Annotated in this window: 17 protein-coding genes; 4 read left to right on the top strand and 13 right to left on the bottom strand. The window is 53.2% G+C overall.

Features of this window, described 5'->3' with window-relative positions:
* Positions 1 to 34 precede the first annotated feature (34 nt).
* Together mqo and IAE50_RS09710 are read right to left on the bottom strand one after the other, a co-directional pair.
* The gene (gene mqo / locus IAE50_RS09715; RefSeq protein ID WP_200580138.1) at positions 35 to 1681 is read right to left on the bottom strand and encodes a malate dehydrogenase (quinone); all 1647 of its coding nucleotides are present in this window, start codon (positions 1679 to 1681) and stop codon (positions 35 to 37) included.
* A 260-nt stretch (positions 1682 to 1941) separates the two neighbouring features.
* Positions 1942 to 2856, bottom strand: coding sequence for an N-acetylmuramic acid 6-phosphate etherase (locus IAE50_RS09710; RefSeq protein WP_200580137.1), 915 nt, complete (start codon positions 2854 to 2856; stop codon positions 1942 to 1944).
* Positions 2857 to 3029: 173 nt separating this feature from the next.
* Here IAE50_RS09710 and IAE50_RS09705 point away from each other — a divergent pair, with 173 nt between their 5' ends.
* Both IAE50_RS09705 and dcuR read left to right on the top strand, forming a co-directional pair.
* Entirely contained in the window at positions 3030 to 4646 is a 1617-nt protein-coding gene (locus IAE50_RS09705; protein WP_200580136.1) for a sensor histidine kinase, read from the top strand.
* Positions 4643 to 5362 (top strand): two-component system response regulator DcuR, encoded by a 720-nt coding sequence (gene dcuR, locus IAE50_RS09700; protein ID WP_200133788.1) that lies wholly within the window; start codon positions 4643 to 4645, stop codon positions 5360 to 5362. The genes IAE50_RS09705 and dcuR overlap by 4 nt, the downstream gene beginning before the upstream one ends.
* Here the strand turns inward: dcuR and IAE50_RS09695 are convergent.
* Both IAE50_RS09695 and IAE50_RS09690 read right to left on the bottom strand, forming a co-directional pair.
* A complete protein-coding gene (locus IAE50_RS09695; RefSeq protein WP_200580135.1) occupies positions 5343 to 6305 on the bottom strand; it encodes an FAD:protein FMN transferase in 963 nt (320 codons plus the stop codon). The genes dcuR and IAE50_RS09695 overlap by 20 nt on opposite strands.
* 93 nt (positions 6306 to 6398) lie before the next feature.
* Positions 6399 to 9176 carry a flavocytochrome c gene (locus IAE50_RS09690; protein WP_200580134.1) on the bottom strand — a complete coding sequence of 926 codons (2778 nt, stop codon included), beginning with the start codon at positions 9174 to 9176 and terminating at the stop codon, positions 6399 to 6401.
* A gap of 633 nt (positions 9177 to 9809) precedes the next feature.
* Between IAE50_RS09690 and IAE50_RS09685 the strand changes: the two genes are divergently transcribed.
* Both IAE50_RS09685 and fumA read left to right on the top strand, forming a co-directional pair.
* Positions 9810 to 11321: an anion permease gene (locus IAE50_RS09685; RefSeq protein WP_042715318.1), complete on the top strand. Its 1512-nt coding sequence runs from the start codon at positions 9810 to 9812 to the stop codon at positions 11319 to 11321.
* Positions 11322 to 11373: 52 nt separating this feature from the next.
* The gene (fumA, locus tag IAE50_RS09680; protein ID WP_200133785.1) at positions 11374 to 13020 is read left to right on the top strand and encodes a class I fumarate hydratase FumA; all 1647 of its coding nucleotides are present in this window, start codon (positions 11374 to 11376) and stop codon (positions 13018 to 13020) included.
* 56 nt (positions 13021 to 13076) lie between these two features.
* On the opposite strand, the gene IAE50_RS09675 is transcribed toward fumA, so the two are convergent.
* From IAE50_RS09675 to IAE50_RS09635, 9 genes are all read right to left on the bottom strand, one after another.
* A complete protein-coding gene (locus IAE50_RS09675) occupies positions 13077 to 13604 on the bottom strand; it encodes a hypothetical protein (protein ID WP_200580133.1) in 528 nt (175 codons plus the stop codon).
* 20 nt (positions 13605 to 13624) lie between these two features.
* The gene (locus tag IAE50_RS09670; RefSeq protein ID WP_200580132.1) at positions 13625 to 14722 is read right to left on the bottom strand and encodes a hypothetical protein; all 1098 of its coding nucleotides are present in this window, start codon (positions 14720 to 14722) and stop codon (positions 13625 to 13627) included.
* 133 nt (positions 14723 to 14855) lie between these two features.
* Positions 14856 to 15431 (bottom strand): hypothetical protein, encoded by a 576-nt coding sequence (locus IAE50_RS09665; RefSeq protein WP_232045432.1) that lies wholly within the window; start codon positions 15429 to 15431, stop codon positions 14856 to 14858.
* A 79-nt stretch (positions 15432 to 15510) separates the two neighbouring features.
* Positions 15511 to 15846, bottom strand: a complete 336-nt coding sequence (locus IAE50_RS09660; RefSeq protein ID WP_200133782.1) for a hypothetical protein — start codon at positions 15844 to 15846, stop codon at positions 15511 to 15513.
* Positions 15847 to 15855: 9 nt separating this feature from the next.
* Positions 15856 to 20280, bottom strand: coding sequence for an RHS repeat-associated core domain-containing protein (locus IAE50_RS09655; RefSeq protein WP_200580131.1), 4425 nt, complete (start codon positions 20278 to 20280; stop codon positions 15856 to 15858).
* Between the two features lie 13 nt (positions 20281 to 20293).
* Positions 20294 to 20722 (bottom strand): DcrB-related protein, encoded by a 429-nt coding sequence (locus tag IAE50_RS09650; protein ID WP_200133780.1) that lies wholly within the window; start codon positions 20720 to 20722, stop codon positions 20294 to 20296.
* A gap of 31 nt (positions 20723 to 20753) precedes the next feature.
* Positions 20754 to 21299 (bottom strand): hypothetical protein, encoded by a 546-nt coding sequence (locus tag IAE50_RS09645; RefSeq protein WP_200133779.1) that lies wholly within the window; start codon positions 21297 to 21299, stop codon positions 20754 to 20756.
* A complete protein-coding gene (locus IAE50_RS09640; RefSeq protein WP_200580130.1) occupies positions 21262 to 23874 on the bottom strand; it encodes a type VI secretion system Vgr family protein in 2613 nt (870 codons plus the stop codon). Before IAE50_RS09640 ends, IAE50_RS09645 begins: the two co-directional genes overlap by 38 nt.
* A gap of 95 nt (positions 23875 to 23969) precedes the next feature.
* Positions 23970 to 24362, bottom strand: coding sequence for a DUF4150 domain-containing protein (locus tag IAE50_RS09635; protein ID WP_007371701.1), 393 nt, complete (start codon positions 24360 to 24362; stop codon positions 23970 to 23972).

Raw genomic sequence — 24362 nt, 5'->3', positions numbered from 1 at the left:
TAAAAAAAGGCGCACCGCGGTGCGCCTCTCTTATTTACAGTGCCATATCATGCTGTGGCGCATTTTCGCTCTTCGGCGTGGCTGGCGTTGCAGCCTGCGCGTCTTTCATGTCGATAACCGGCGGCTTGGTCAGCTCCAGCGCGGCGGCGGTGTCATCCCACACCTGCTGCGTCAGTGCGACGTTGCCGTTCAGATGCTGACCAAAGCTCGGTACAACCTCTTTGATCTTGCTCTGCCACTCCGGCGAGTTGAACTGCTCCGGGAACATCTTCTTGATGACGTTCAGGGCAATCGGCGCTGCGGTAGAGGCACCCGGCGATGCGCCTAACAGCGCAGAGAGGGTTTTCGGCTGATCGACCACCACTTCGGTGCCCAGCTTCAGCACGCCGCCTTTATCTTCATCTTTCTTGATGATCTGTACGCGCTGACCGGCCTGGATCAGTTTCCAGTCCTCTTTACGCGCCTGCGGGTAGTACTCTTTCAGCGCTTCAAAGCGGTCGTCATCACTCAGCATCACCTGACCCATCAGGTATTTCACCAGGTCAAAGTTATCCAGACCTACGTGGGTCATTGGCATAAAGTTGCTGGTGGTGGTGGTGCTCAGCAGATCGAAGAAGGAGCCGTTTTTCAGGAATTTGGTCGAGAAGGTCGCGAATGGCCCGAACAGCACCACACGTTTACCGTCAATGACGCGCGCATCAATATGCGGAACCGACATCGGCGGTGCGCCCACGGAAGCCTGACCATACACTTTCTGACGGTGAATGTTGGTAACAGCCGGGTTTTCGGTCATCAGGAAGGAGCCGCCTACCGGGAAGCCCGCATAGTTGTCCGCTTCCGGAATACCGGTTTTTTGCAGCAGCTTCAGCGCGCCGCCGCCAGCACCGATAAAGACATATTTCGCATCGATAGTGTGCTCATCGCCGCTTTTCACATCTTTGATCGTCACATGCCAGGAGTTGTCGGCATTACGTTTGAAATCGGTGACTTCAGACGAAGTTTGCAGCGAGAAGTTTTTGCTCTTTTTCAGGCTACCGATCAGCTGGCGGGTAATTTCGCCATAGTTCACATCGGTACCGACCGGCGTCCAGGTCGCGGCCACTTTTTGCTGCGGATCGCGCCCTTCCATCACCAGCGGTGCCCACTGCTTAATTTGCTGGTGATCGGTGGAGAATTTCATTCCCTGGAATAACGTGGTTTGCTGCAGCGCGGCATAACGTTTTGCCAGATAATCCACATTATCGCCCCAGACAAAACTCATGTGCGGCGTGGAATTAATAAAGGAGTGCGGGTTGGTTAAAATACCGCGCTTCACCTGGGTGGACCAGAACTGGCGGGAAATCATAAATTGTTCATTAATTTCCAGCGCCTTGGTGACATCAATGGAGCCGTCTTCACGCTGTGGCGTGTAGTTCAGTTCCATATTTGCCGAGTGACCGGTACCGGCATTATTCCAGCCGTTAGAGGACTCAAGCGCAACGCCGTCGAGCTTCTCAACCATCACCTGTTTCCACTCCGGTTGCAGGGTCTGCAGCCAGGTGCCCAGGGAGGCGCTCATGATACCGCCGCCAATCAGCAGGAAGTCGGTTTTTTGGTTCTCTTCCGCCCATGCACTGGTCGCAGAGCTGACGAGCATCGCGACGGCGCTGAAGGCAATAATTGTTTTTTTCATTGCAGGCATAATTATTCGGTTAGGTAACAACAAGTGATTCGTGGTGACGCATATTAACGTATTTTTACGTTAATTTAAAATATCATTCACAAAATAGAATAATTTTGTTTTTATTTGCTGTCTGCTTTTTTTAATTAAAAAAAGTAGTGACGCACTCTGTGTGGACTTATTTTGGCGGGAATTTATCTTAAGGGGAGAAATAAAATTTAGCGTATTTCAATTAAATGGAAAATAAATAACGGCCGCACGCAGCGGCCGAATAGCGATTATCAGGCATCGACTCTTTCACTTTCCGCACCGGCGATCGCCAGACGCAAATGGCGATGGTTCTCTGCCAGCAGAACCTGCGCCCGTGAGGCACTTACGCCGGTCAGCAGCATTAAAATAGCGGCGCGACACTCATTATTCGCCTGCGCCAGCGCGCGTTTCGCCTCTTCACGCGAACAGCCGCTCGCCGCCATCACTACGGCGATCTGCCGCTCGGCCCAGTGCAGATTCACCGGTGCCACGTCGACGCGCAGGTTGCCGTAAACGCGCCCACCACGAATGGCCAGCCCGGTAGAAAACATGTTGAGGATCTGCTGCTGTGCCAGCTGCGCTTTTGGCTCGCCAAAACCGCTTACCGCTTCGGCTCCCGTATCGGGCGCGATGACAATATCGGCGTACTGCGCCGCTTCGCACGCCTGCGCGCGGGTGATCAACACCACGTATGCCCCAAGCGCCCTCGCCTGCTGCAGCGCCCCGTTTGCCCACGGTGTTTTGCCGCTTAACGACAGCACCACCAGCATATCGCGCGCCGTTAGCCCCTGCGCCCTGAGATCGTTACCGCCGCAGGCGTAGTCCCCCGCTGCGCGATCCTGCTGCGCTTTCCCCGCCAGTGCGCCACCGGCCATTAACGCCAGCAGCCCGTGCTGGCTATCCGGCGCGAACGCCTCGACGGTTTGGACTGCCGCCCGCCCCGAGGCACCCGCCCCGGCAAGCACCACTCTTGCGCCCTGGTTAAGCGTCGCGCTGGCGTTATCAACCAGCCGGGCGATCGCCGGGAGAAAGGCGGTAACCGCCTGCGTGACCTCTTCACTCTCCTGATGGATAAGCGTCAGCATATCCAGCGTGGCGAGGCGGTCGATATCGCCCGTGCGGCTATTACGACGCGCCTCCATTGAACCGTTTGGCTTACTGCTCATACCCTGCTCCTTGTTAAAGGTTCCCCACACACTATAAGTGTATTTGCGCTTCCTGCTTGCGAGTGGGGTCACGCTTCCCGGCGCGACTATTTTTCCTCATTTATCACACGGCTTTATGAATTGCCGCCCATCGGCGATAATACCTTTTCTCAGATAAATGATTCGGGTTCGGCATGACTCAAATAGCGCCCACGGCGACCTCCCCGCGCAAACGGCCAATGAAGTTCGGCACCATGGTTACACTTATGGTGTGCAGCGTGACGGGTTCCGTGCTGCTGCTGGCCTGCGCCCTCTGGTTCTGGCAGATAAGCAACGCCACGCGCGACGGCGTGAAAGCAACCGGGTTCGCGGTGGCGCGTACCCTTGCCAATGCGCCGGAAATCAGGCGCGGGCTGCTCCTGCCACCCAATAGCAATGTTATTCAGCCTCTTGCGCAGGCGGTGGCGGCGCGAAACGATCTGCTCTATGCAGTGGTGACTAATATGCAGGGCATTCGCTACGCGCACCCGAATGCCAGCATGATCGGGCAGAACTTTATTGGCGAGGATCTGCAGCCTGCGTTAAAGGGCCACGAGAATGCCGCAGTGAACCGTGGCGTACTGGCCCCGGCGCTGCGCGTTTTTACCCCGGTTTTTGATGAGCGCCACCAGCAGATTGGCGTCGTGGTGGTCGGCATTTCGTTAAGCGAGGTCGACGAGCAGGTAAGCCGCAGCCGCCAGGCGGCGATGTGGATCTTAATATTCAGCGCACTGGTGGGCTTTGTTGGCGTCTGGCAAGTGGTGCGGGTGTTGAAACGCATTCTGCTTGGCCTCGAGCCGTATGAGATTTCAGCCCAGTTTAAACAGCGCCAGGCGATGCTGCAGTCCCTCAAAGAGGGGGTGATGGCGGTGGATGCCGACGGGCGCGTAACGCTGCTGAACCATGCCGGGCGACGGATGTTGCTCAGCAGTACGGCGCAGGGCTCCGGCACGCATCAACCTCTGCTTGCCGATCTGCTGAGCGTGTTGCAGACCGGCACGCCTATTTTCGATCGCGAACTGGGGTGTAACGGTCGTCTGCTGCTCAGTAATACCGTACCGGTACGCAGCCAGGAGAGTATTATCGGCGCGATTTGTACCTTCCGCGATAAGACCGAGGTGAGCCAGTTGATGCAGAGGCTCGATGGTATGGTCAATTATGTCGATGCCTTGCGAACCACCTCGCACGAATTCATGAACAAGTTGCATGTCATCCTCGGTCTGTTAAATATGAAGCGCTATGACAAGCTGCAGGAGTATGTGCTGCAAACGGCCCAGAACTACCAGAGTGATATCGGCGCGATCCAGCATCAGATCAAGTCGCCGGTGGTGGCCGGTTTTCTGCTCGGTAAAATCAACCGGGCCAAAGAGTGCGGTTTTACCCTGACGCTGGCTGATGAGAGCCACGTGCCGGATAACCCGAATGAGAAACAGGTGACGGTGCTGGTTACCGTGCTTGGTAATTTGATTGAGAATGCGCTTGATGCGATGAGCGGCCAGCAGGAGGGTGAAGTCGGTCTGTTCCTGCATTATCAGGATGGCTGGCTGGCCGGTGAAGTGAGCGATGACGGGCCGGGTATTGCGCCGGGCAATATCGAGGCTATCTTTCGCAAAGGCTTCTCTACCAAGGGTGAAAACCGCGGCGTCGGGCTTTTCCTCGCCAGCCAGCAGTTGGCTGAACTTGGCGGCACCGTGAGCGTGGAATCTGAACCCGGTGTATTTACCCAATTTTTTGTCCATCTCCCGTGGGATAGTGAAAGGAAGAACGCGTGATAAATGTATTAATTGTTGACGATGATGCCATGGTTGCCGAGCTGAACCGCATGTACGTGGCGCAGATAGCCGGTTTTCAGTGCTGCGGCACGGCGTCAACGCTGCGTCAGGCCGAGGAGATGGTGAACAATCCGCTGCTTGCGATCGACCTGGTGCTGCTGGATGTCTATATGCAGCAGGACAGCGGTCTCGATCTGCTGCCGATCATTCGCGCCAGCGGGCGGGCTATCGACGTGATTATGATCACCTCTTCTGCCGATGCCGCCACCATTCAGACCTCACTGCACTACGGTGTGGTCGACTATCTGATTAAGCCGTTCCAGTTCCCGCGTTTTGAAGAGGCGCTTACCACCTGGCGCGAGAAGCGCAAGCTGATGGATGCACACCCCTACTATGAGCAATCGGATGTTGATCGCCTGCTGCACGGCGGCGCGCCGGAAGTTGCAGATACCCGTCGGCTGCCGAAGGGGCTCACTGCCCAGACCCTGCGCACCATTTGCCAGTGGATCGATGCCCATCCGGGGATTGAATTTTCGACGGATGAGCTGGCGAATGCGGTCAATATCTCCCGCGTCTCCTGCCGTAAATATCTGATCTGGCTCGCGCAGATCAATATTCTCTACACCACCATCCACTATGGTGCGACCGGTCGGCCGGTCTATCGCTATCAGCTTATTGCGGAGCAGTACAGCCTGCTCAAGCAGTACAGTCAATAAACCGGTAGCTGTCGTCAACGTGGGTGTAGCTGAAGTGGCGGCGGGAGGAGAGGATCACTTCGCGCTTTTTGGTGACGAACAGGGCTTCAATATCCTCGCGCTGTTTCAGAAGCTCACACCCTTTCTCGACGCCGAGGCCGAAGAGCAGCGTGGTCCAGATATCGCCGTCGAGTGAGTCGCCGGCGATGACGGTCACGCTGTCGAGTTCATTTTCCAGCGGGTAGCCGCTGCGCGGATCGAGGATATGGTGCCAGCGTCGACCATCCTGCTCGAAATAGCGCTCATAGGTACCAGAGGTGACTACCGACTGGTTGGCGACCTCAAGCGTGCCAATCAGCGCATCCGCCTGTGCGAACGGCTTTTTCACGCCGATCGACCACCGCCCCTGCGGCGTCCCCAGCGTCTGCACGTTGCCGCCAAGATTGATTAATCCCTCGCTCACCCCCTGCTGGTGCAGATAGTCGCGCACCCTGTCGGCAATAAACCCTTTGGCAATCGCGCCGAGATCGATCTCCATCCCGGCCTGGTCAAGAAAAACGCTGCCCGCAGTGTCATCAAGGACAACGTCCTGCACGCGCGTGATGCGCAGCCGCGCGGCGATCGCGTCCGCCTCTGGCACCCGGTCACCTTTAAAACCGATTCGCCACAGTTTCACCAGCGGGCCTATTGCCAGGTTGAAGGCGCTGCCCGGCATCATGCTGGCGGCTTTGGCACATTTGATAAGCTCAAAAACCGGACGGCTGACGGCAACCGGATGCTGCCCTGCAGCGTGATTGATTGCCATCACTTCAGAGTTGGCGCGGTTGACGGTGAAAAGATCTTCGTAGCGCTTAATCAGTGAGAATACGCGGGAGGCGAGCGCCTCATCATGGACAAAGAGCGTGAGCAGGATGGGCGAGCCCATCAGCACGGCTGAGTAGCGCCAGCTCGGATTAGCAGACATTGCATACTCCTTCTGTTGCGTACTGGTGGCGCTACGCTTATCAGGCCAGGGAGAGTGAGGCCTGATAAGACGCAGCCATTTTGCGTTAATGCGTTACCGTTTTGCGCGCAGCGCGGCCTGATGCCCCGCCAGCGAACCGAAGACGATAATATCTGCCACCGCGTTGCCGCCGATGCGGTTACCGCCGTGCAGACCGCCTACCACTTCACCCGCTGCAAAAGCCCCCGGAATAACCTGCTGCTCGCTGTTAAGCACCTGGGTGTCGGTGTTGATGGTCACACCGCCCATGGTGTGGTGCACGCCTGGCGCGATCTGAATAGCGTGGAACGGGCCTTCGTTAATCGGTGCGCGCAGTGCGGTGGTGCGCCCCAAATCATCGTCATGCTGTTTTTCAACAAAGCCATTGTAGCGCTCCAGCGTGGCGAGGAAGGCATGATAATCCATGCCCAGCTTATCCGCGAGTTCGCGTGGTGAACTGGCGCTGGTGACAAAACCACGGGCGATATACTCATCCGCCGCTTTGTTTTTTGCACGAATGTGCTCATCAAAGACGATGTAAGCATAGTGCTCCGGCAGCGCGATGATGGCCGCAGAGACTTTATCGCGGGTCGACATCTCGTTGAAGAAGCGGTTGCCCTGCTGATTGACCAGAATTGCCCCGCCGCCGCGAATCGATTCTGAAATCAGATAAGAGGTATTTTGCTCAACCGTCGGGTGGATCTGGATTTCGCCCATATCCACGGTGGCAGCGCCAAGGCGTTCCAGCAGCGAAATCCCGCTACCGGTCGCGCCTTTATGGTTGGTGGTGACGAAGCCGTCCAGATCGGGGCGATATTTCACGACCATCGCGCTGTTGGCGCTGAAGCCACCGGTGGCGACAATCACGCTCTTCGCCTCGACGCTCAAGGTCTCCTGCTCTTCGGTCAGCAGGCGTACACCGCGCACTTCGCCCGCGTCAAAGAGGATCTCTTCGACGGAGGTGTCCAGCATGACGTCGATATTGCGTTTGGTAACGTTGCGCAGCAGGCCGCTGATCAGATAGCCACCTACCGCCGATCCGTCGCGTGGACGGTGCGTACGGTCAATGCTCATGCCGCCGGTGGTGGTAATGTCGTTAAGCATAATGCCGCGACGTGCCAGCCACTCAATCGCTTCCGGGGCATGTTCAACAAAGCGGCGCAGCAGCGCAGGATCGTTCTTCTCGCCGCCCCCTTTCAGGGTTTCAGCGTAGAACAGCTCTTTACTGTCCTGAATGCCTTTTACGCGCTGGAAGCGGGTTTCCGCCGCGTTCATCCCTGCCGATGCTTTGATAGTGTTGCCACCGATAGTCGGCATTTTTTCGACGATCAGGACGCTGGCACCTTCGTCGTGCGCCTGAATTGCCGCAGCCAGGCCAGCACCGCCGCTGCCGATAACAACCACATCGTAATTTTTCGGCGCGCTGACATCACCACCCTCTTCGGCGATCCGCGCTTTGCTTGATTTCACCATCGCTTTCGACACTGCTTTTTTAACCGCTTCGCTCTGGCTGGTTGCGCCGGAGATGGCGTCTACGTGCGGAGAGTTGGCATCGATGATACGGCTGCGGATCTCTTCAAAGCTGCTGGTAAACTCGACGTCATCCAGCGGGCCTTCCGCCAGCGTAATATCCGCAATGCAGTCCGTTTCGAGACTGACGTTGAACACCAGCGTGGTGCTGTCATCCTGCACGGTTTCAGCAAAGACGCCCGGCTTGAACTTCGCCGCGCCCATGCTCATATCACGGATCATCGCTTCCACCAGCGAGAAACGCCATAGCGGCTCGGGGATGTTCAGCGCTTCACGCTGGGTGCTGTCCATAAAGAGCTCAAGGGTTTCACCGTTGGCAATGCGCGAAGCCCAGTCCGGGTAGGCGATGCAGGCGCGGCCCACCGCCATCAGGTCGTAACCGTGATCCAGCCCCTCTTCCGCATCCGCCGCGTTGACGATGCCGCCAACACCCATTACCGGAATTTGCGCCAGCGTTTCTGAGCGCAATGCGCAGTATTTATCAATCAGCGGCGTCGGATCGGTCGTGTCATTAATGGAGGAGCGCAGCGCAGCACCCACGGAAAAGTGCAGATAATCGAGACCGCGAGCGGCCAGCCTCTCCAGCAGGAACATTGTGTCATCAAAACGGATGCCGGGGATCTCCAGCTCTTCCGGTGAAAAGCGGTAGCCGATGATAAACGCGTCATCAGCATACTGGCGCGCCATCTTGTGAGCGATATCCAGCACGGCCAGCGGGAAGCGGGCCCGGTTTTCGCGGCTGCCGCCCCACTCGTCGTCGCGCTGGTTGGAGTGAGGAGAGAAGAATTGCTGAATGAGATAAGTGTTAGCGCCGTGAATCTCAACGCCGTCGAAGCCTGCCTGGATGGCGCGACGTACGGCTTCGCCAAATTTGGCAATCATGTTTTCCACTTCCGCAGCGCTCATCGCTACCGGGGTCGCGGCACCCTCGCGCGGTGCGGCAATCGCGCTCGGCGCAATAGGTGTACGTCCACCGATCAGTTTCGGCTCCACCATGCGCCCGCCGTGGTAAATCTGCAGAATGGCTTTTGAACCTTTCTCCTTAATGGCGGCGGCAATCTTCGCCAGACCGGCGATTTTTTCATCGCTATCAATCCCAATCGCCCCCGGAAAAGCGAGGCCGAGATCGTCGACAAAGCAACACTCAACAATAATGGTGCCAATAGCCCCTGAACGTGCGCGGTAATACTCCACTAACTCGCTAGTAACGGTACCGTCAAAATAACCCGTGCAGGTGGTCATTGGCGCCATTAACAAACGGTTTTTTAGTTCTACGCCGTTTGGCAATGTAAACGGGCTGAGAATACGTTCGTTGCTGGTCATAATAAGCTCCACATCTAAAATTGATAAATCTTGAATTCGGTGACGGATCTATTTTCGTTCTGGTTATTAATCCTGGTGTCGTGTAATTAATATACCGCGAATTTTATTTACCAAATTAATTACGTTAGTTATAAAACTATTTAACCCCTGCAATAACAGACCTACCTCCACTGTATTATCATTTTTAAATATTGCGTTCACATTTTTATAATTACCGGTAACATAACTATTACTTGGCTACGCCTGATGACGTGAGAGCAAGACAGACAAAAACCCTAAATATCAATAATTTAATCAAGAATTACAGTGCGTGCCCGTTAAATAACAACACAAATATTTAACATTTTCCTGATTTTCTGGAAATTAACCACATCATTCATAGTGGGTATTCCAGATATTAAAAAAAGCACCTATCTTTTCGTTTTATTGATCTTAATCAAGAGAAATCCCATCGTCAGGGGCAATATAGAAATAGACTTATTTTGTTATTTATTGCCGATCGTTTTTGCGATAAATAAAGATCAGCGGAATAAGAGAAGATGATTTTAATAACTAAAATATCTTTTGAAACTAAATAAATCACACTCACTTCCACGATCAATCCGAATTCTTAACTACTTGTAGATGCTCACTATGAAAGAGAAAACTCCAACCCCAGCTTCTGCTACTGCAGAGCACACAAAGGCCGGTAATAAAAACCGCCTGGTGATGATGGCGTTGCCCATTATCGTGGCCATACTGTTACTGTTCGTTCCGGTGCCAGAAGGCTTACCGCCTTACGCATGGCACTATTTTGCTATCTTCGTTGGCGTCATTGTCGGCCTGATCTTCGAGCCGCTGCCGGGTGCCGTGATCGGCATGACGGGCGTGGTAGTAATTGCGCTCTGTAGTCAGTGGGTGCTTTTCAGTCCGGAACAGCTGGCAGACCCGAAATTCAAGCTGGCGGGCCAGTCCTTTAAATGGGCAGTCAGCGGTTTCGGCAACTCCACCGTCTGGCTTATCTTCGGCGCATTTATGTTTGCCGCCGGTTACGATAAGACCCAGTTTGGTCGCCGCCTGGCGCTGATCCTCGTTAAATACCTGGGTCGCCGCAGCCTGACGCTCGGCTATGCCATCACCTTCGCCGATCTGCTGCTGGCACCGTTTACGCCCTCTAACACCGCACGCAGCGGCGGGACCATCTATCCGATTATTGCCAACCTGCCGCCGCTGTATGGTTCAAAACCGAACGATCCGAGTGCGCGCCGCATTGGTTCTTACCTGATGTGGGTGGCGATCACCGCAGCGTGTATCACCAGCTCCATGTTCCTTTCTGCTCTTGCGCCTAACCTGCTGGCGCTGGCGCTGGTGAAAAGCATCGTTGGAATCAATATTTCATGGGGCACCTGGTTCATCGCCTTCCTGCCGCTGGGCCTGCTGCTGATTCTGACTATGCCGCTGCTGGCGTACTGGTTCTACCCGCCTGAAGTGAAAGTGAATGATGAAGTCCCGCTGTGGGCGAGCCGCGAGCTGGAGAAGCTCGGCAGAATGTCCCGTAATGAAATTCTGCTGCTGGTCTTTGTCTGCTGTGCGCTGCTGATGTGGATTTTCGCAGCCGACTTTATTGAACCGGCACTCGCCGCCCTGCTGGTTGTGGTGCTGATGCTGTGGACCGGTGTTCTGAGCTGGAATGATATCACCAGCAATAAACCGGCCTGGAACACCTTTGTCTGGTTCGCCACGCTGGTCGCGCTGGCTGATGGCCTCTCATCCACCGGCTTTATTGCCTGGCTGGGCAAAGAGGGTGGACTGCTGATGAGCGGCATCTCTCCGGGCATGGCAACCATCGCTCTGCTGCTGGCGTTCTATCTGCTGCACTATCTCTTCGCCAGCACCACGGCACACACCACAGCGCTGTTGCCGGCGATGTTAACCATCGCAGCGACCATTCCTGGTATCAATATGGAAGTCGTTGTGCTGGTGCTCTGCACCTCACTGGGTGTCATGGGTATCATCACCCCATACGGCACGGGCCCAAGCCCGATTTACTACGGTAGCGGATACCTGCCGACTAAAGATTACTGGCGTCTGGGTACCATCTTCGGTGCCATCTTCCTCGCCGCCCTGCTGTTGATTGGCTATCCGTGGATTACCATGATGTTCTGATTCATAACCGTCGGGCTTTCCCGGCGGTTTTATTTTTGTGGAGTAATGAGCTATGTCGAACAAACCGTTTGTTTATCAGGATCCGTTCCCGCTGGCAAAAGATGAAACGGAATACTATCTGCTGAGCCGCGAACATGTCTCTGTCGCAGAGTTTGAAGGTGAGCAGGTGCTAAAAGTCGAGCCGCAGGCGCTAACGCTGCTCGCACAGCAGGCTTTCCACGACGCCGCGTTTATGCTGCGCCCCTCCCATCAGAAGCAGGTTGCCGCCATTCTGACCGACCCGCAGGCAAGCGAGAACGACAGGTATGTCGCCCTGCAGTTCCTGCGTAACTCTGAAATCGCGGCCAAAGGCGTACTGCCGACCTGCCAGGATACCGGTACGGCAATCATCATGGGTAAAAAAGGCCAGCGTGTCTGGACCGGCGGCGGCGATGAAGCCGCGCTGGCGCGTGGGGTGTATAACACCTACACCGAAGATAACCTGCGCTATTCACAGAATGCGCCGCTGGATATGTACAAAGAGGTGAATACCGGTACCAACCTGCCCGCGCAGATCGATCTCTATAGTGTCGATGGCGACGAGTATAAATTCTTGTGCATCGCCAAAGGCGGTGGTTCGGCTAATAAGACCTATCTCTATCAGGAGACCAAGGCGCTGATCACCCCAGCGAAGCTGAAAAACTATCTGGTGGAGAAGATGCGTACGCTGGGCACCGCGGCCTGCCCGCCCTACCATATCGCCTTTGTGATTGGCGGGACTTCCGCTGAATCAACGCTGAAAACCGTGAAGCTGGCGTCGACCCGCTATTACGATGGTCTGCCAACCAAAGGGAATGAGCATGGTCAGGCCTTCCGTGACGTTGAACTGGAACAGGCATTGATGGAAGAGGCGCAAAACCTCGGACTTGGCGCGCAGTTTGGCGGGAAGTACTTCGCCCATGATATCCGCGTGATCCGCCTGCCGCGCCACGGTGCTTCCTGCCCGATCGGTATGGGTGTCTCCTGCTCCGCCGACCGTAATATCAAAGCGAAGATCAACCGCGACGGGATCTGGATTGAGAAAATGGAGGCTAATCCGGCGCAGTATATTCCGGAAGAACTGCGTCAGCAGGGTGAAGGCGATGTGGCGAAAATCGATCTTAACCAGCCGATGAAAGCGATCCTCGCCCGGCTCTCCGCCTTCCCGGTATCGACCCGCGTTTCGCTTAATGGCACCATTATCGTGGCGCGCGATATCGCCCACGCGAAGCTGAAAGAGCTGATTGATAATGGTGAAGAGCTGCCGCAGTACGTAAAAGATCACCCGATCTACTACGCAGGCCCGGCGAAAACGCCAGAAGGTTATGCTTCCGGTTCGCTTGGCCCAACCACCGCAGGGCGTATGGATTCCTACGTTGACCTGCTGCAATCCCACGGTGCGAGCATGATTATGCTGGCAAAAGGCAACCGCAGCCAGCAGGTTACCGATGCCTGTGCCAGACACGGCGGTTTCTATCTGGGAAGTATTGGCGGCCCGGCTGCGGTGCTGGCGCAGCAGAGCATTAAGAGCCTGGAGTGCGTTGCGTACCCGGAACTGGGCATGGAGGCGATCTGGAAGATCGAGGTGGAGAACTTCCCGGCGTTTATTCTGGTGGATGATAAAGGGAATGATTTCTTCCAGCAGATCCAGAACAAGCAGTGCGCGGGCTGTAAGCAGTAATAACGAAAAAGCCCCCGGCAGGGAAACCTGGCGGGGGCTTTTATCGCGAAGGGCAGTTACTGCCGATCGTCAACGTAATTGATGTTGATGGAGTTCACTTTGCCTTTTACGATCTCGAAAGAGATCCGCTTGTTATCGCGCTGGTAGCCGATCCATTCTGCCCCATCGCTACTCTCTTTTTCACCCGGCCCATAAAGCTCTGTGACATTGTATTCGCTGCTACCTGGAGCAATGCCGCGCGCGGTATGCGATGTCGCTCCTCGCAGGGTTATCTGCGCAACGATATAGCTATCAAAATCTCGGCTCTGGCTGTCCCACCACAGATTTGCGCTATAGACATCAAAATCATTAAATACGTGACGATAAAATTTGTAGTTACCGTCGCCAAAAGGGACTTCACCGACAAAGTTGTCTTCGCTGCTCTTACCCAGCGACGCCTGGAGTTTATCACTCCATGGCTGACCCAGTGAAACGGGCTGCTGATTCAGCGTTACCGTAAAATCAGGCTCCTCAAGGCCCTGCTGTGCCCCGGCCACAGCGGTAAAACTCAGCAGCAGCGCTGCAAGGGATAAACGTCCGGTCATTATTTTGTTCCGTTGAGTCATTAGTTCAGCCATTTGGCTGGCTGATTAACCAGCACCTTTGCGCCCTGCATAACCACTAAGCCCGGCTGTTGATAATCAACGCGATAGGTTATGTTGCCATTATGGAATTCAGCGCCGGTAACGTTGTTTGCACTGTCCTGCAGCGTTTTCCCCTTCAGGCTAATCGTGGTGTTATCGCTGTTGCGCACGCCGTTATAGAGCACGTCGTCGCACGGCTTCAAGAATGCGCCGCAATTGTTGCGGACAAAGAGGGTAAACTTTGCGGTTTGTAATAAACGTGTCGTCGCACCCGCCGGGACATCCTCTTTGCTCAGGTCAAACTGTTCAGGCGCGTAATATTCGCCATTCACCGGCGTTCGCGTCATAGTCCAGCGAAGCGTACTTCCCTCGAGCTTTAATGTCGCCTGACCATTCACGGCACCAAAATTTGAATCGAAGCTGATTGTCGCAACGTTATTCTTCACCGAGCCCAGAAGGTTAGGTCTATCCTCATCAGCGCAATCAATACGATTCCCCTGCTGTGTGATGTAACAGTAAGTCCCAATCACCTTGTTGCCCATCTGCGTTAACTTCAGGCTTAGCGTTGAGGCATCGTTGTCCTTGCCCTGCCAGGTGCCAGAGAAACTTGTAGCCTGAGGCGCCATATCCGGGAGCGTTTTTCCCTCAAGCTGGCTTGCCCACTGTTGAATATCCCTGTCGATGCCGTCGTTTGGGTGGTTAGTACGGTAGTTCACCACACTGTCATCTGGCAAAATCCATGCCGCAGACAACCGACCATCGGGATAGATAACGAAGGCCGAGGCGTTCTCCTGAGCAAGATGCTGCATCCAGCCAGAAACAAACAGCCCACCATCCGCAGTGTGGTGCGGCTCGCCATAAACATCGAAGTTAGAAATAAAATTGTCGTAATCATTGCCGAGCAGCTTTTTTAACTGCACAACGACCGCTTTGTCGGCAGTAATGCTCTCAACCGTATCTAACTTATCGTACTGGTTAAGCTGAAGTGCGGCTGAAGCATGAGGGAGCGCAAATAACAGGCAGGTTAATAAAGCAGCGTAATATGGCACGTTGCCAAAGGTGCGACGATGATAAGACATACTCTTTCCCTGGTAACCTAAGTTGATTCTTATGATGTTTTAACTGTACGGAACAAAGTACATCACAGGTGATAAATGAATCTATAAAAAGCGATTGAATGTCGACGGTTAAGTGTTACAAAGCGCACTGGAGTTATACGTCATCGGCAAAATTTCGCACCGTCATTCCCTTAAGACAGGCCGGTTCGGCATAAGGAAAGGCGAAAGCTGTGGCATTACCGTTTTTATCTAAAGGGGTGATCCAGGCAAAAGTTTCATTAACCGAGTGCCCATGTGGCGCGCTAAAGAGCTTTAGCTGCGGGTAAATCTTTCTAACGTCTGACAATAAAATACATACATCACTCACGTCATAATGAATGATAAAAACCTTCGGTGGATGCTTATGATCCAATCGCACAGCGAGATTAGAGAGAGTAACCCCGCCATTAAGCGTGAAAGGTTTGGTTGTCAGCCAGTACTCATTGGCCGGATTCAGACGAAAAAGCGGATGCCCCACAATCGGCTCAACGGTATTCACATCCTGACCGATGCTCTCTTTGAGCTGATCTGCAAAGTCATTCAACGCTTTTAGTTTGATGAGATTTTCATCTGCATAAAGAGGAGTCGAAATACAAATGGTGGTGAAAACAAGCAAGGAGCGAATAAACAATGTGGTTTTCACTTCTGAATATGCGACAGTTTTTAACTTTATATTGATCATAAAATACATTTACAAATAACCCTAAGAAATCATCTGCGCATTTCTGCAGAACATTTTGACGAAGGTTAAAAACTCTTGGTGGCAACTATTAAGCATTCGCATCTAAACCAAGTTTTTCCTTTAAGCATTCCGGGCAGACGCTACAAAGATGATGAGATATTTTATTTATAGTAATTCTATCATTCATCTTTTTATTTGCCTTATCCCTGTCATAGAAAACAATGCCATCAACTTGATTTAAGCCGTGACTTACCAGCAATTCCCGATCAACAAAAACATACTCTTTCTTCATCCCCTCATCCGGCTTAATAATTACCACCTTGACTACGTCCGGCAGTTTCCTGCTTTGTTTCAAGGCCTCATTTATAGCCAATGAAACTGTCACATTTCGGGCAACATTGTGAATAGGACATAATGAAAACATTTTTAATCCTTATTTTAAAAGCCTCAGAATATACTTCATTTGTGCCCCAGGTTCATTTGGAACATCTATCCCACCGCGCCTTAAAACATCACAAACATGGGTTACACAGCTTTGTGTTTTAAGATCATAAAGAGGGCCATTCTTATCTAATACCCCCCCTAAGTATTTAACAGCTTCATCAGCCTTAGGTAATTCCACTTCAGCGCTTTTAGCTGCCGGAGGTAACCTATCAAAACCACGAGTTGTAATCATTGTTGATTCCCCCGGGCCCCCAGCCTGGTGCGTGTGTAAACTCATCCCATTAATTTTAACTTCAACAGAGTAATGACCGAACCGGTTATCCGGGGACCGATTGTCATGCCAGTGGATAACCGCTGAGCCTGATTGATGTTCAGACTTTATTCCACCCTTCAGTGAGCTGGTGCTGGTATTAGAACACTTACGCTGACTCAATCCCCATGGATCCACCCAGCCAAGCGCGTTAGGCGCATACTGATAAAGATTTAACCCGCCAGACAGCCCTATCGGATCCTGCTGGGTAAACCTTCCGTAATCCGGATCGTAATAGCGAAAAAGATTGTAATGTAAACCCGTTTCACGATCCAAATATTGCCCCTGCATTCGCAGGTTCTGCGCATAATCAGTGGGATTATCCAACGTTTCACGTAACAGTTTACCCCACGCGCTGTTCTGCCCTTTCCAGCGAACTTCACCCTCTGCGTCAGTGAGTAGCTCAGGGGTGCCGTTTGGCTGGCAATGAAACCAGTAGATCTCCGGGTCATTAATGCCATCAATACGTACAAGTGGATCGTAGCTCGCCTGATCGCTATAGACATATGTCAGCGGGACATCGCCATGAATTTCCTGGAGCAACCTGAAGCCATCCCAGACAAAATGCGTTGTTACGCTGCGCCCGACCACCTGGCCACCAAGAATCTGACGGCAGATTTTGCTGGTGCGTCTTCCCAGAGGGTCATAACGGAAAGTTACCTGCACCTGTGGTTTGTTGCGATTACGGGGCTGGCTAACGACTTCTATCAACCGATGTTCACCATCGTAGCGGTACAACCAACGCGTCTGCCCATTATCTTTCGCTACGGTGCGGCCGTGAATATCATACTGCCAACGAATACCATTTAATTGCGTCACGCGATTATGCCGCACAACTTTGGGCGAAAGATTATCCGTTGGGTTACCTGCGGCATCCCATCGCCACTGCTCGTGTCCGGGCAGCGACCCGTCCTGCACAAGCAGGCGCCCCGCACCGTCGTATTTCCAGCGATGCCAAATAAAGGGGTTATCATCACGCTCTTCGCGGATCAGGTTATTTTGGTAGTCATAATCCCAACGACGCGACCAGCGGCGAGGTGCTGGTCGCTGCGCATTGCCTTCGAAGACATCCCGTTGCTGTAATCGACCGAGTCGATCGTGATGGCTACGGGTTGTTAACAAACCCTGCGTTCGGCTTACCTCACGATGGAGTGTATCTCGGCTGAAATCTGTGATCGGCAGATTGTCGACGGCAATCCCCAACAGATGGCCACTACCGTAGTAATACTGTTTTAATTCTCGGCCATCAGGCAGTTTTGTCGAAACGCGATTACCCAGCGCATCATAGGACCATGCAAGGATCCCATTTTCGCTCTCTTCACTCGTCAAGCGTCCAAGATCGTCGAACGTAAACAGGATTTCCTGTTCAGCCTGGGAACTCCAGCTGTTCTCATCAAGCGCAAGATGCAGGCTAATACGCTTCAGGAGGCCTTCTGGTGACCAGTGCCAGCGTGTCTGGCCTTCAGGCGTCGTTCGTGCCAACAATTCTCCAGTCGCGCTCCAGCGAAAACTGTGCGTTATGGCCTGAGGATGATCGGCTGCAAAAGTTCGCGTCAGCGTACGTCCGCAGGCATCGTAGCTGTAACGGCTTATTACGCCATCCAGCCCCTGCTCTTCCAACAGCAGCGAGTCTGCTCCCCAACGGAAACGGTATGCTTCGCCATTTTGATTATGCAGCGCAATAAGACGTCCGCGAGTGTCCCAGCTGCGGCGGATCTCTTCCCCTTGACTATTGCGCGTCGCAATGAGCCGCCCGATAGGGTCATATCCAAATTCACTTCGGCCACCATCAGCTGATTCATGAATTATCGGAAGGCCTTTATCGTTCCACACCACGGTTTCGAGCCACTCTTCTGCTCGTGCTATCTTAAGCAGACGTCCGGCAGCATCGTAATGGTATCGGGTTACTTCGCCATCGGCTGTTTGAACAACCAGTGGCCAGCCCAGAGAATGATAGCGGTAACGAGTGACATAACCCGAACAATCGGTTTCGCGAATGATCAGGCCCGCGTCGTTGTACTCATGGCGCCTTAGGTTTCCACCCGCGTCAATTTCTTCGATAACTTGACCAAACTCATCGCGACGCCATAATGTTGTCTGGCCGAGAGCATCAACCACTCTCACAAGACCAAAATGTTCGTCATAATAAAAAAACGTGGTTCGCCCGTGTTCACTGATTGCCGAGGGCAACGCACGGTTTGGCAACCATTGAGTCGACCGCGAGTGGCCAGCAGCATCAACCTCTTCAACCCTGTTGCCTATGTCGTCATAGACAAACCTGACTCTATTGCCGAGCGGATCGATACGACAGGTTAATTGCTCGTCGTCATTCCATTCATAGCGCCAATTTTCTCCGCGCTCATCAATAAAACGAACAATTAACCCCTGCTGATTCCAGTAGTGCTGACGAGTTTGACCATCAATGTGTGTAACAGTGGTCAATCCTGCAACAAGGTCGTAAGCAAAACGGTAACCGTCACCGCTGTTTGTACGATTTTCAATTACACGCCAATGATCAAACATCTCCCAGCGGTATTCACTTTCCAGTCCACTTGCTGAGCGGTGCCACGTCATCAATCCATTATCGTTGTAACGATATTCACGTCGGGTAATACCTGTCGCATCAATTACTGAAGCAAGTTGTCCACGCGCATCATAATGCCAACGCATCAATGGCCAATGTTGCTCCCCATCAATATGGCTGGCCGCCGTTACGCGTAGTGGAAAACGCGCGTCGTCATAAGTTAGCTTGATGTTGATAGAACCGGGAGCATCATGGATGAAGACCAGTCGCCCCGTTTCATCCCAACCAGTCTCTAACGCATTTCCATATTCATCGCTCAATGAGGCCAAGCGTAAAATAGTCGGGTCTGCTCGAGTCGGCTTAAATAAGCGCCACACGGCACCATCTTCATCAGCGATAGCCACATCTCCGCTATCGTTACGACGAACAATTACTCCTTCACTGATGCTATACAGCGCCTGATCGATGGCAGGCATTCTGAAACGTAACTCACGGCCGCTATCGTCAAACCAAGTTACCTCTTCATTATCCAGCAACAGATAACTATCAAAAACGGTTGCCCAGCCAAGCCCACACAGCCCAACGCGGGTGGTAAGGCTGTTGTAACTCCGCTGAAATCGCAGCGGAAAACGCCCCGCGAGTGAAAAATCGAGTTCATTTTCATCGTTAAGCACTTTCACACCGGTCGCCGCATGAACAGGATTTGGTGAGCCGAAGAGAGCATTTACCGCCATATCTGCCAACATGCCACCGCCAGCTGCAACGATTGCGCAAGGCATGTTTTTCAGCATCTTCCCTGGACGGCCGCGGATGAGCGAAAGTGCGATCATGGCAACCGACAGCCCTGGTAATTTGCCGCTTTTGATATCACGGACCGTCAGCGTATCCCCACCTATGATGACATTTGGCGAAACAGCATCAGAGACCGTCCCTTCGCAAGTGCTTTTATCTTTTGCCCGAACGGCGGGTCGTCCATTAATAAAGACACTTTTTGAACCCTGAGCCAGATATTGCGGCCCCGAATGTTTTTCACAGGCAACCTTATCCTCTTCACAGGGTGAGGTTGCCTCGTTTGCCGAGCCCACCGTAGGCTGCCACATCTCGCTGCCAAACCGTTTTGCGCCGGCGAGTAACAATCCAGCATAGTCTGCGAAGCTGTCCGGCGATTGCGGCTGAGCGGGCGTATACTCGGGGGCTGTTAACTCTCCCGCAGCGCGCGCGGCGAGCTTGCCATTCGTTATTACATTGGACGACCCGGTTACGATGGTTCCCGCAGGTGATGGAGGAAATAACGCATCGCCGAGGCTGCTGGCCACATTGCTGATGTCATCCGTAATCCCGGCAACGTTCGCCAGTACTCCGCCCAGTATCCCGCTCAAAATACAGCTTGAGCCAATGGCCGCGACGCTGGCTGCAGCTGCGCCCACCCCCAATAAGGGTGCGGCGGTGGTCGCTGCAAACGCAACGGCCGAGCCGATTACGGCATACGCCACGCCTTCAGCAACAAGGCTTGTGATATCAGCGAAAACGCTGGAGTGGATAATTTGATCGCCCTGACGGGCAGCGTGTGTCTCGCTCATGCTACCGATTCCATTATTCGTGCAGCTTAAGGCTCTGTTTAATCCCTTCCCAACGCGCCTGGTCCTTGTCGTCAAACGCACGTAACGCTGAAAGGGTGAAGATCATAATGACTGCTGTATCAGGAACCTGAACAGCAAATTGCTTCTGCCTGGCTGGTTGCCCCTTTCCGGTAAAGGATGTTTCTACCTCCACCGCGCGGGTTTTGCGGTCCGATCCTACGAAAATTCGCTGAAATTCGCTCTGGTTTATATCACTCATTTGAGTACGTAAAACATCCCACTGGCGATGGAACTCTTTTTCAAAATCGCTACCTGTGGGGATGGTCCCCCGGCTGACAATGATCGAAAGGCCACTATCATTATCGCGAAGCACAGTCATGCTAGTATCTTGCCAATTGGCAGGAAAAAGAGAGAAGGAACCTTCCTGTAGCAGATATTCCATAATTCATCCTGAATAAAATAGGTACTAGAATCTAATTATCATAATGTCTGAAGCCGAGGCTTTTAAGACATGATGGCGTAGATTGAGAAAACCCCAAAATTATGCGATTCCCCTTATCATCCTTTGGAGTAACCCAGTTGAATTTCTCATTTGTTGCTCTACCTCTTGGCACACTTGATAGGGTGAGTTGAGGGTAAAGATCTTTAACCTGCGAAACCAAAATACATGACTGCTCAATATCAAAATTTATGATGTTAATACTATGAGGGTAATTAACATGCAATCGAACAATAAAATTATTAATCTGAACACCGTCATCAAGTTTAAATGATGGTGTTGTTAAGCGAATGTCATTATCCGGATCAACACGAGAAAGCGGCTGACCGGTTATTTCTCCAATAACACTTGCGTTCATACCGATACTATTTCTAAGTTCTGAAGCAAGTGACCATAAAGATTCTGTATTCATATTTTTTTCTTCTGCACATAAACAAGCTGAAAAAGACAGGGAAGCACTAATAAGTAAAATTCTCGCCAGGTTACGGTTTCGACTTATTAGCATCATACATCTTGCCATAATGTTCCTCATAAACCTCGTCTGTAAGCGAACTGGAAGCAACTTCTCCCCGTCTATATATTTCACCGATTGCTTTGCTTGCTGCGTTACGTGTAATCTTACCGCTATCCATATCTTTAAATATTTTAATATACTTACTCTCGTTTTGTGATCCAAAGACTGAGCCTATATCTACTCCCATATTGTGATAAATTTCTCGCCTAACCTCAATTTCATTCAACGTGGCATGACCCTCATCATTGAGCATGCTATTCACAAAATTGGTCCGAGATGTTAAATCATGAGTATAAGGGCTAGTGGCGTGCCCCAATTCGTGGGCAAGGGTAATAACAGCCTCATCGTCATTCGCCATATGTTCTGGATCCAGCACCATAAGTTTGTTATCAGTATCTGTCCAGGAGCCTGAACCTGGCACGTTTGGTGCTATATTCCACTCATCATCCAGCAATTTTTTCAAATCTTGTTGCATTTTAGGTGAGCTGTTTATTTTCTCTATCACACCATCGCTAAAAGGCATAAAGAGTTTCTTGCTTTTTTCATTACTGTAAACATAATCCCCTTTCAGCGGCGGCGGTGCTTTATATTTCGCGATCGGTTTTTGAGTTGGAGGAGACGCAGTGGCAGTTGCCACAGGCGCGGCATGTTTTACCTCACTTTGCGGAGAGAAAAATCGCTCTACGGCTGTGTGAATATCGCCTTTATGACCCGATCCCGGTGCTGCGGTTGGCGCAGGTGTTCCTTCAGTGTTGAGATGCAATTTACCACCGGTGGTTATATGCCCATCCTCTTCAACAAAAAAGTTAAACGATTTACCGATCAGATTGATTTTGCCGTTAGCGTTCAACTCAATCGCACTATCACCGGAGACCAGCCGAAGCTGCGTGCCAGAGGCGATAATAAATTGCTCAACCGCAGCATCAAGCTTGCCTTTTCCGGTGAGGTTTTCTGTTTGCCCCTTTACGACATGGGTCTGGTTGGCTTCAACGCGATGAAGCGCGTTTTTGCGCACATAATGACTGTGATTACTGCCAATGGAATGGGAAGCATCGTTTTTTACATGTACATCCAGATTACGCTCGGCCTGAATCCACACCTGCTCCTCCCCCGCTTTATCTTCAAAGCGTAGGGCGTTGGCGTTATCAACCGAGCCATCTTTTGAGCGGCTGAGAAAGCCCATCTGTGTTGCGGCAGCGGGCAGTGACCATGGCGGCATGCTCGCTTCGTTGTAGACGCGCCCTGTCACGATCGGACGGTCCGGGTCGCCGTTGATAAAGTCAATCACCACCTCATCCCCCACGCGCGGGATTTGTACCCCGCCGAAGCCCTGGCCTGCCCACGCGCTCGACACGCGCACCCAGCAGGAGCTGGTGTCATCCCCTTTCGCCTGACGGTCCCAGTGGAACTTCACCTTTATCCGGCCATATTTGTCCGTCCAGATACTCTCGCCCTGCGGGCCGACCACTTTTGCCGTCTGCGGGCCGTGGGTTTTCGGCCACGCTGTTACCGGCGCCGGGCGGAACACCACCGACGAGGGAATGACGGTGAAATCGGTGCGGTGCACCGTCTCGCCGTCTGACCCGCTGGCGTAGCGGTTCTCCTCGAGGAAGTAGTTCGCCTCGGTGGTCAGGTACTCGCCGTTATCGCTGAAGAACGGCGCGTTGTAGAGCGCAAAGGTGTGACCCGGCGCAATACCCGCTGCCGTGGCGGTGGCCTGAATCTGCTGGTGCTCCACCTGCCAGCGCTCCTGGCGGATGCGGGCATAATATTCACCGTGACCGTGCTCGACAAAGCGGCCCGGCCAGTCATAGACGTCAATGCTCCCCGGCTGCGGCGAGGCCGGATTCTGCCGGGCCTGGAACAGCCATGCGTTCGGTTTGCGGAAGTCGTAGTCGTCAAGGCTGTAGATGCCCGGTGTCACGCTGTCCTCCAGCGCCCACTGGCTGATGCCCTCTTCGCTGGTGCTGCCGCCGGACGGCGTCGGGTGGTAGGGAATGGTTTCGTACCCGCTGAAGGGCTGGTGTTCGGTGGCGGCGTCCGTCAGCACCATCACGTGCCGGTCGGCTTCGTGACTGAAGTGGTAGGCAATGCCCTCAAGCTCCATCAGACGGCTGATGAAGTCAAAACTGCTCTCCTGGTACTGCACGCAGTAGCCCCAGCTCCGGTAGCTGCCGGTCAGGCGGTCCTCAAGGTTCACCTGGTATTCCCCAAGCAGGGTCTTCACAATCTGCGGCACCGTCTGCTCCTGGAAGATGCGCAGGTTGCGGTCGCGCTTCATCGGCCACACGTCCGGCTCCACCGTCAGCCGGTAGACCGCATACCGCGTCCCGGACATCTCCGTGGCGCTCACCGCCACGCGGGTGATTTTACCGTTGAAGTGGCGCGTGCCGCCGGCAATCCCCTGCGTCGGCACATTCACCGTCACCGGCTGGCCGAGAAGCTGGCTGCGGTCGATACGCGCGTCGGTGCCCAGCACCGTCAGGGAAAAAGCAAACGCTTCAGACAGCGCCTCGCGACCGGTGAGTTTCCAGAAAAGCAGGCCGTCTACCGGCAGCTTGACCGTAATTCTATTCAACATAGTGATTAATCCCTCAAAAGCGACTATGTCAAAGCGCACCTGAAATTATCGGTGCGCTTATTGTTTTAATAAAATTGCTGTGTGTTTGATGGTGATTAAGGTGCCAGCATCAATACCTTGAACTGGCTCGGCACAATGCGCATGCCGATTGCGTTGGTGGAGTTTTGCAGGCTTACACTGGTCAAGCGTGTGGCCGGCGTGCCTTTCAACAATACGGTGAATGCACCGGTCAGGTGACGTGATGGCCCCATTACGGTGCCGGATGCAACGCCGGTCGCCACGCCTGGGTTGTCGCCGTTGGTAAGCGGCGTGACCGTCGCCATATTATGTGCGGGCATCCCCATAAAAAGGATATTCAGCGCATTCGGGATAGCCGTTGGCCCAAGCGCAATATCCGGATAGGGAATGGGCGTCGGAGCAGGCATCGGCGTCAGGCAGACGTCCGGAAACGCCAGGTCAACGCCCATCAGCTGGCAGTTAGCAAACAT

It is taken from the genome of Kosakonia sp. S42, from assembly GCF_016624785.1.
Taxonomy (GTDB): domain Bacteria; phylum Pseudomonadota; class Gammaproteobacteria; order Enterobacterales; family Enterobacteriaceae; genus Kosakonia; species Kosakonia cowanii.
Note: the sequence above shows the minus strand (reverse complement) of the source record. Positions and strands in the feature narration are given on the sequence as shown.

Bases quoted from the DNA above. Each gene is read 5' to 3' on its own strand.
- IAE50_RS09705 (WP_200580136.1), top strand. From the start codon at position 3,030: ATGACTCAAATAGCGCCCACGGCGACCTCCCCGCGCAAACGGCCAATG.
- IAE50_RS09665 (WP_232045432.1), bottom strand. From the start codon at position 15,431: ATGTATTTTATGATCAATATAAAGTTAAAAACTGTCGCATATTCAGAA.
- IAE50_RS09640 (WP_200580130.1), bottom strand. From the start codon at position 23,874: ATGTTGAATAGAATTACGGTCAAGCTGCCGGTAGACGGCCTGCTTTTC.
- mqo (WP_200580138.1), bottom strand. From the start codon at position 1,681: ATGCCTGCAATGAAAAAAACAATTATTGCCTTCAGCGCCGTCGCGATG.
- IAE50_RS09650 (WP_200133780.1), bottom strand. From the start codon at position 20,722: ATGGAATATCTGCTACAGGAAGGTTCCTTCTCTCTTTTTCCTGCCAAT.
- IAE50_RS09660 (WP_200133782.1), bottom strand. From the start codon at position 15,846: ATGTTTTCATTATGTCCTATTCACAATGTTGCCCGAAATGTGACAGTT.
- IAE50_RS09645 (WP_200133779.1), bottom strand. From the start codon at position 21,299: ATGGCAAGATGTATGATGCTAATAAGTCGAAACCGTAACCTGGCGAGA.
- IAE50_RS09675 (WP_200580133.1), bottom strand. From the start codon at position 13,604: ATGACCGGACGTTTATCCCTTGCAGCGCTGCTGCTGAGTTTTACCGCT.
- IAE50_RS09655 (WP_200580131.1), bottom strand. From the start codon at position 20,280: ATGAGCGAGACACACGCTGCCCGTCAGGGCGATCAAATTATCCACTCC.
- IAE50_RS09710 (WP_200580137.1), bottom strand. From the start codon at position 2,856: ATGAGCAGTAAGCCAAACGGTTCAATGGAGGCGCGTCGTAATAGCCGC.
- IAE50_RS09685 (WP_042715318.1), top strand. From the start codon at position 9,810: ATGAAAGAGAAAACTCCAACCCCAGCTTCTGCTACTGCAGAGCACACA.
- IAE50_RS09635 (WP_007371701.1), bottom strand. From the start codon at position 24,362: ATGTTTGCTAACTGCCAGCTGATGGGCGTTGACCTGGCGTTTCCGGAC.
- IAE50_RS09695 (WP_200580135.1), bottom strand. From the start codon at position 6,305: ATGTCTGCTAATCCGAGCTGGCGCTACTCAGCCGTGCTGATGGGCTCG.
- IAE50_RS09690 (WP_200580134.1), bottom strand. From the start codon at position 9,176: ATGACCAGCAACGAACGTATTCTCAGCCCGTTTACATTGCCAAACGGC.
- IAE50_RS09670 (WP_200580132.1), bottom strand. From the start codon at position 14,722: ATGTCTTATCATCGTCGCACCTTTGGCAACGTGCCATATTACGCTGCT.
- fumA (WP_200133785.1), top strand. From the start codon at position 11,374: ATGTCGAACAAACCGTTTGTTTATCAGGATCCGTTCCCGCTGGCAAAA.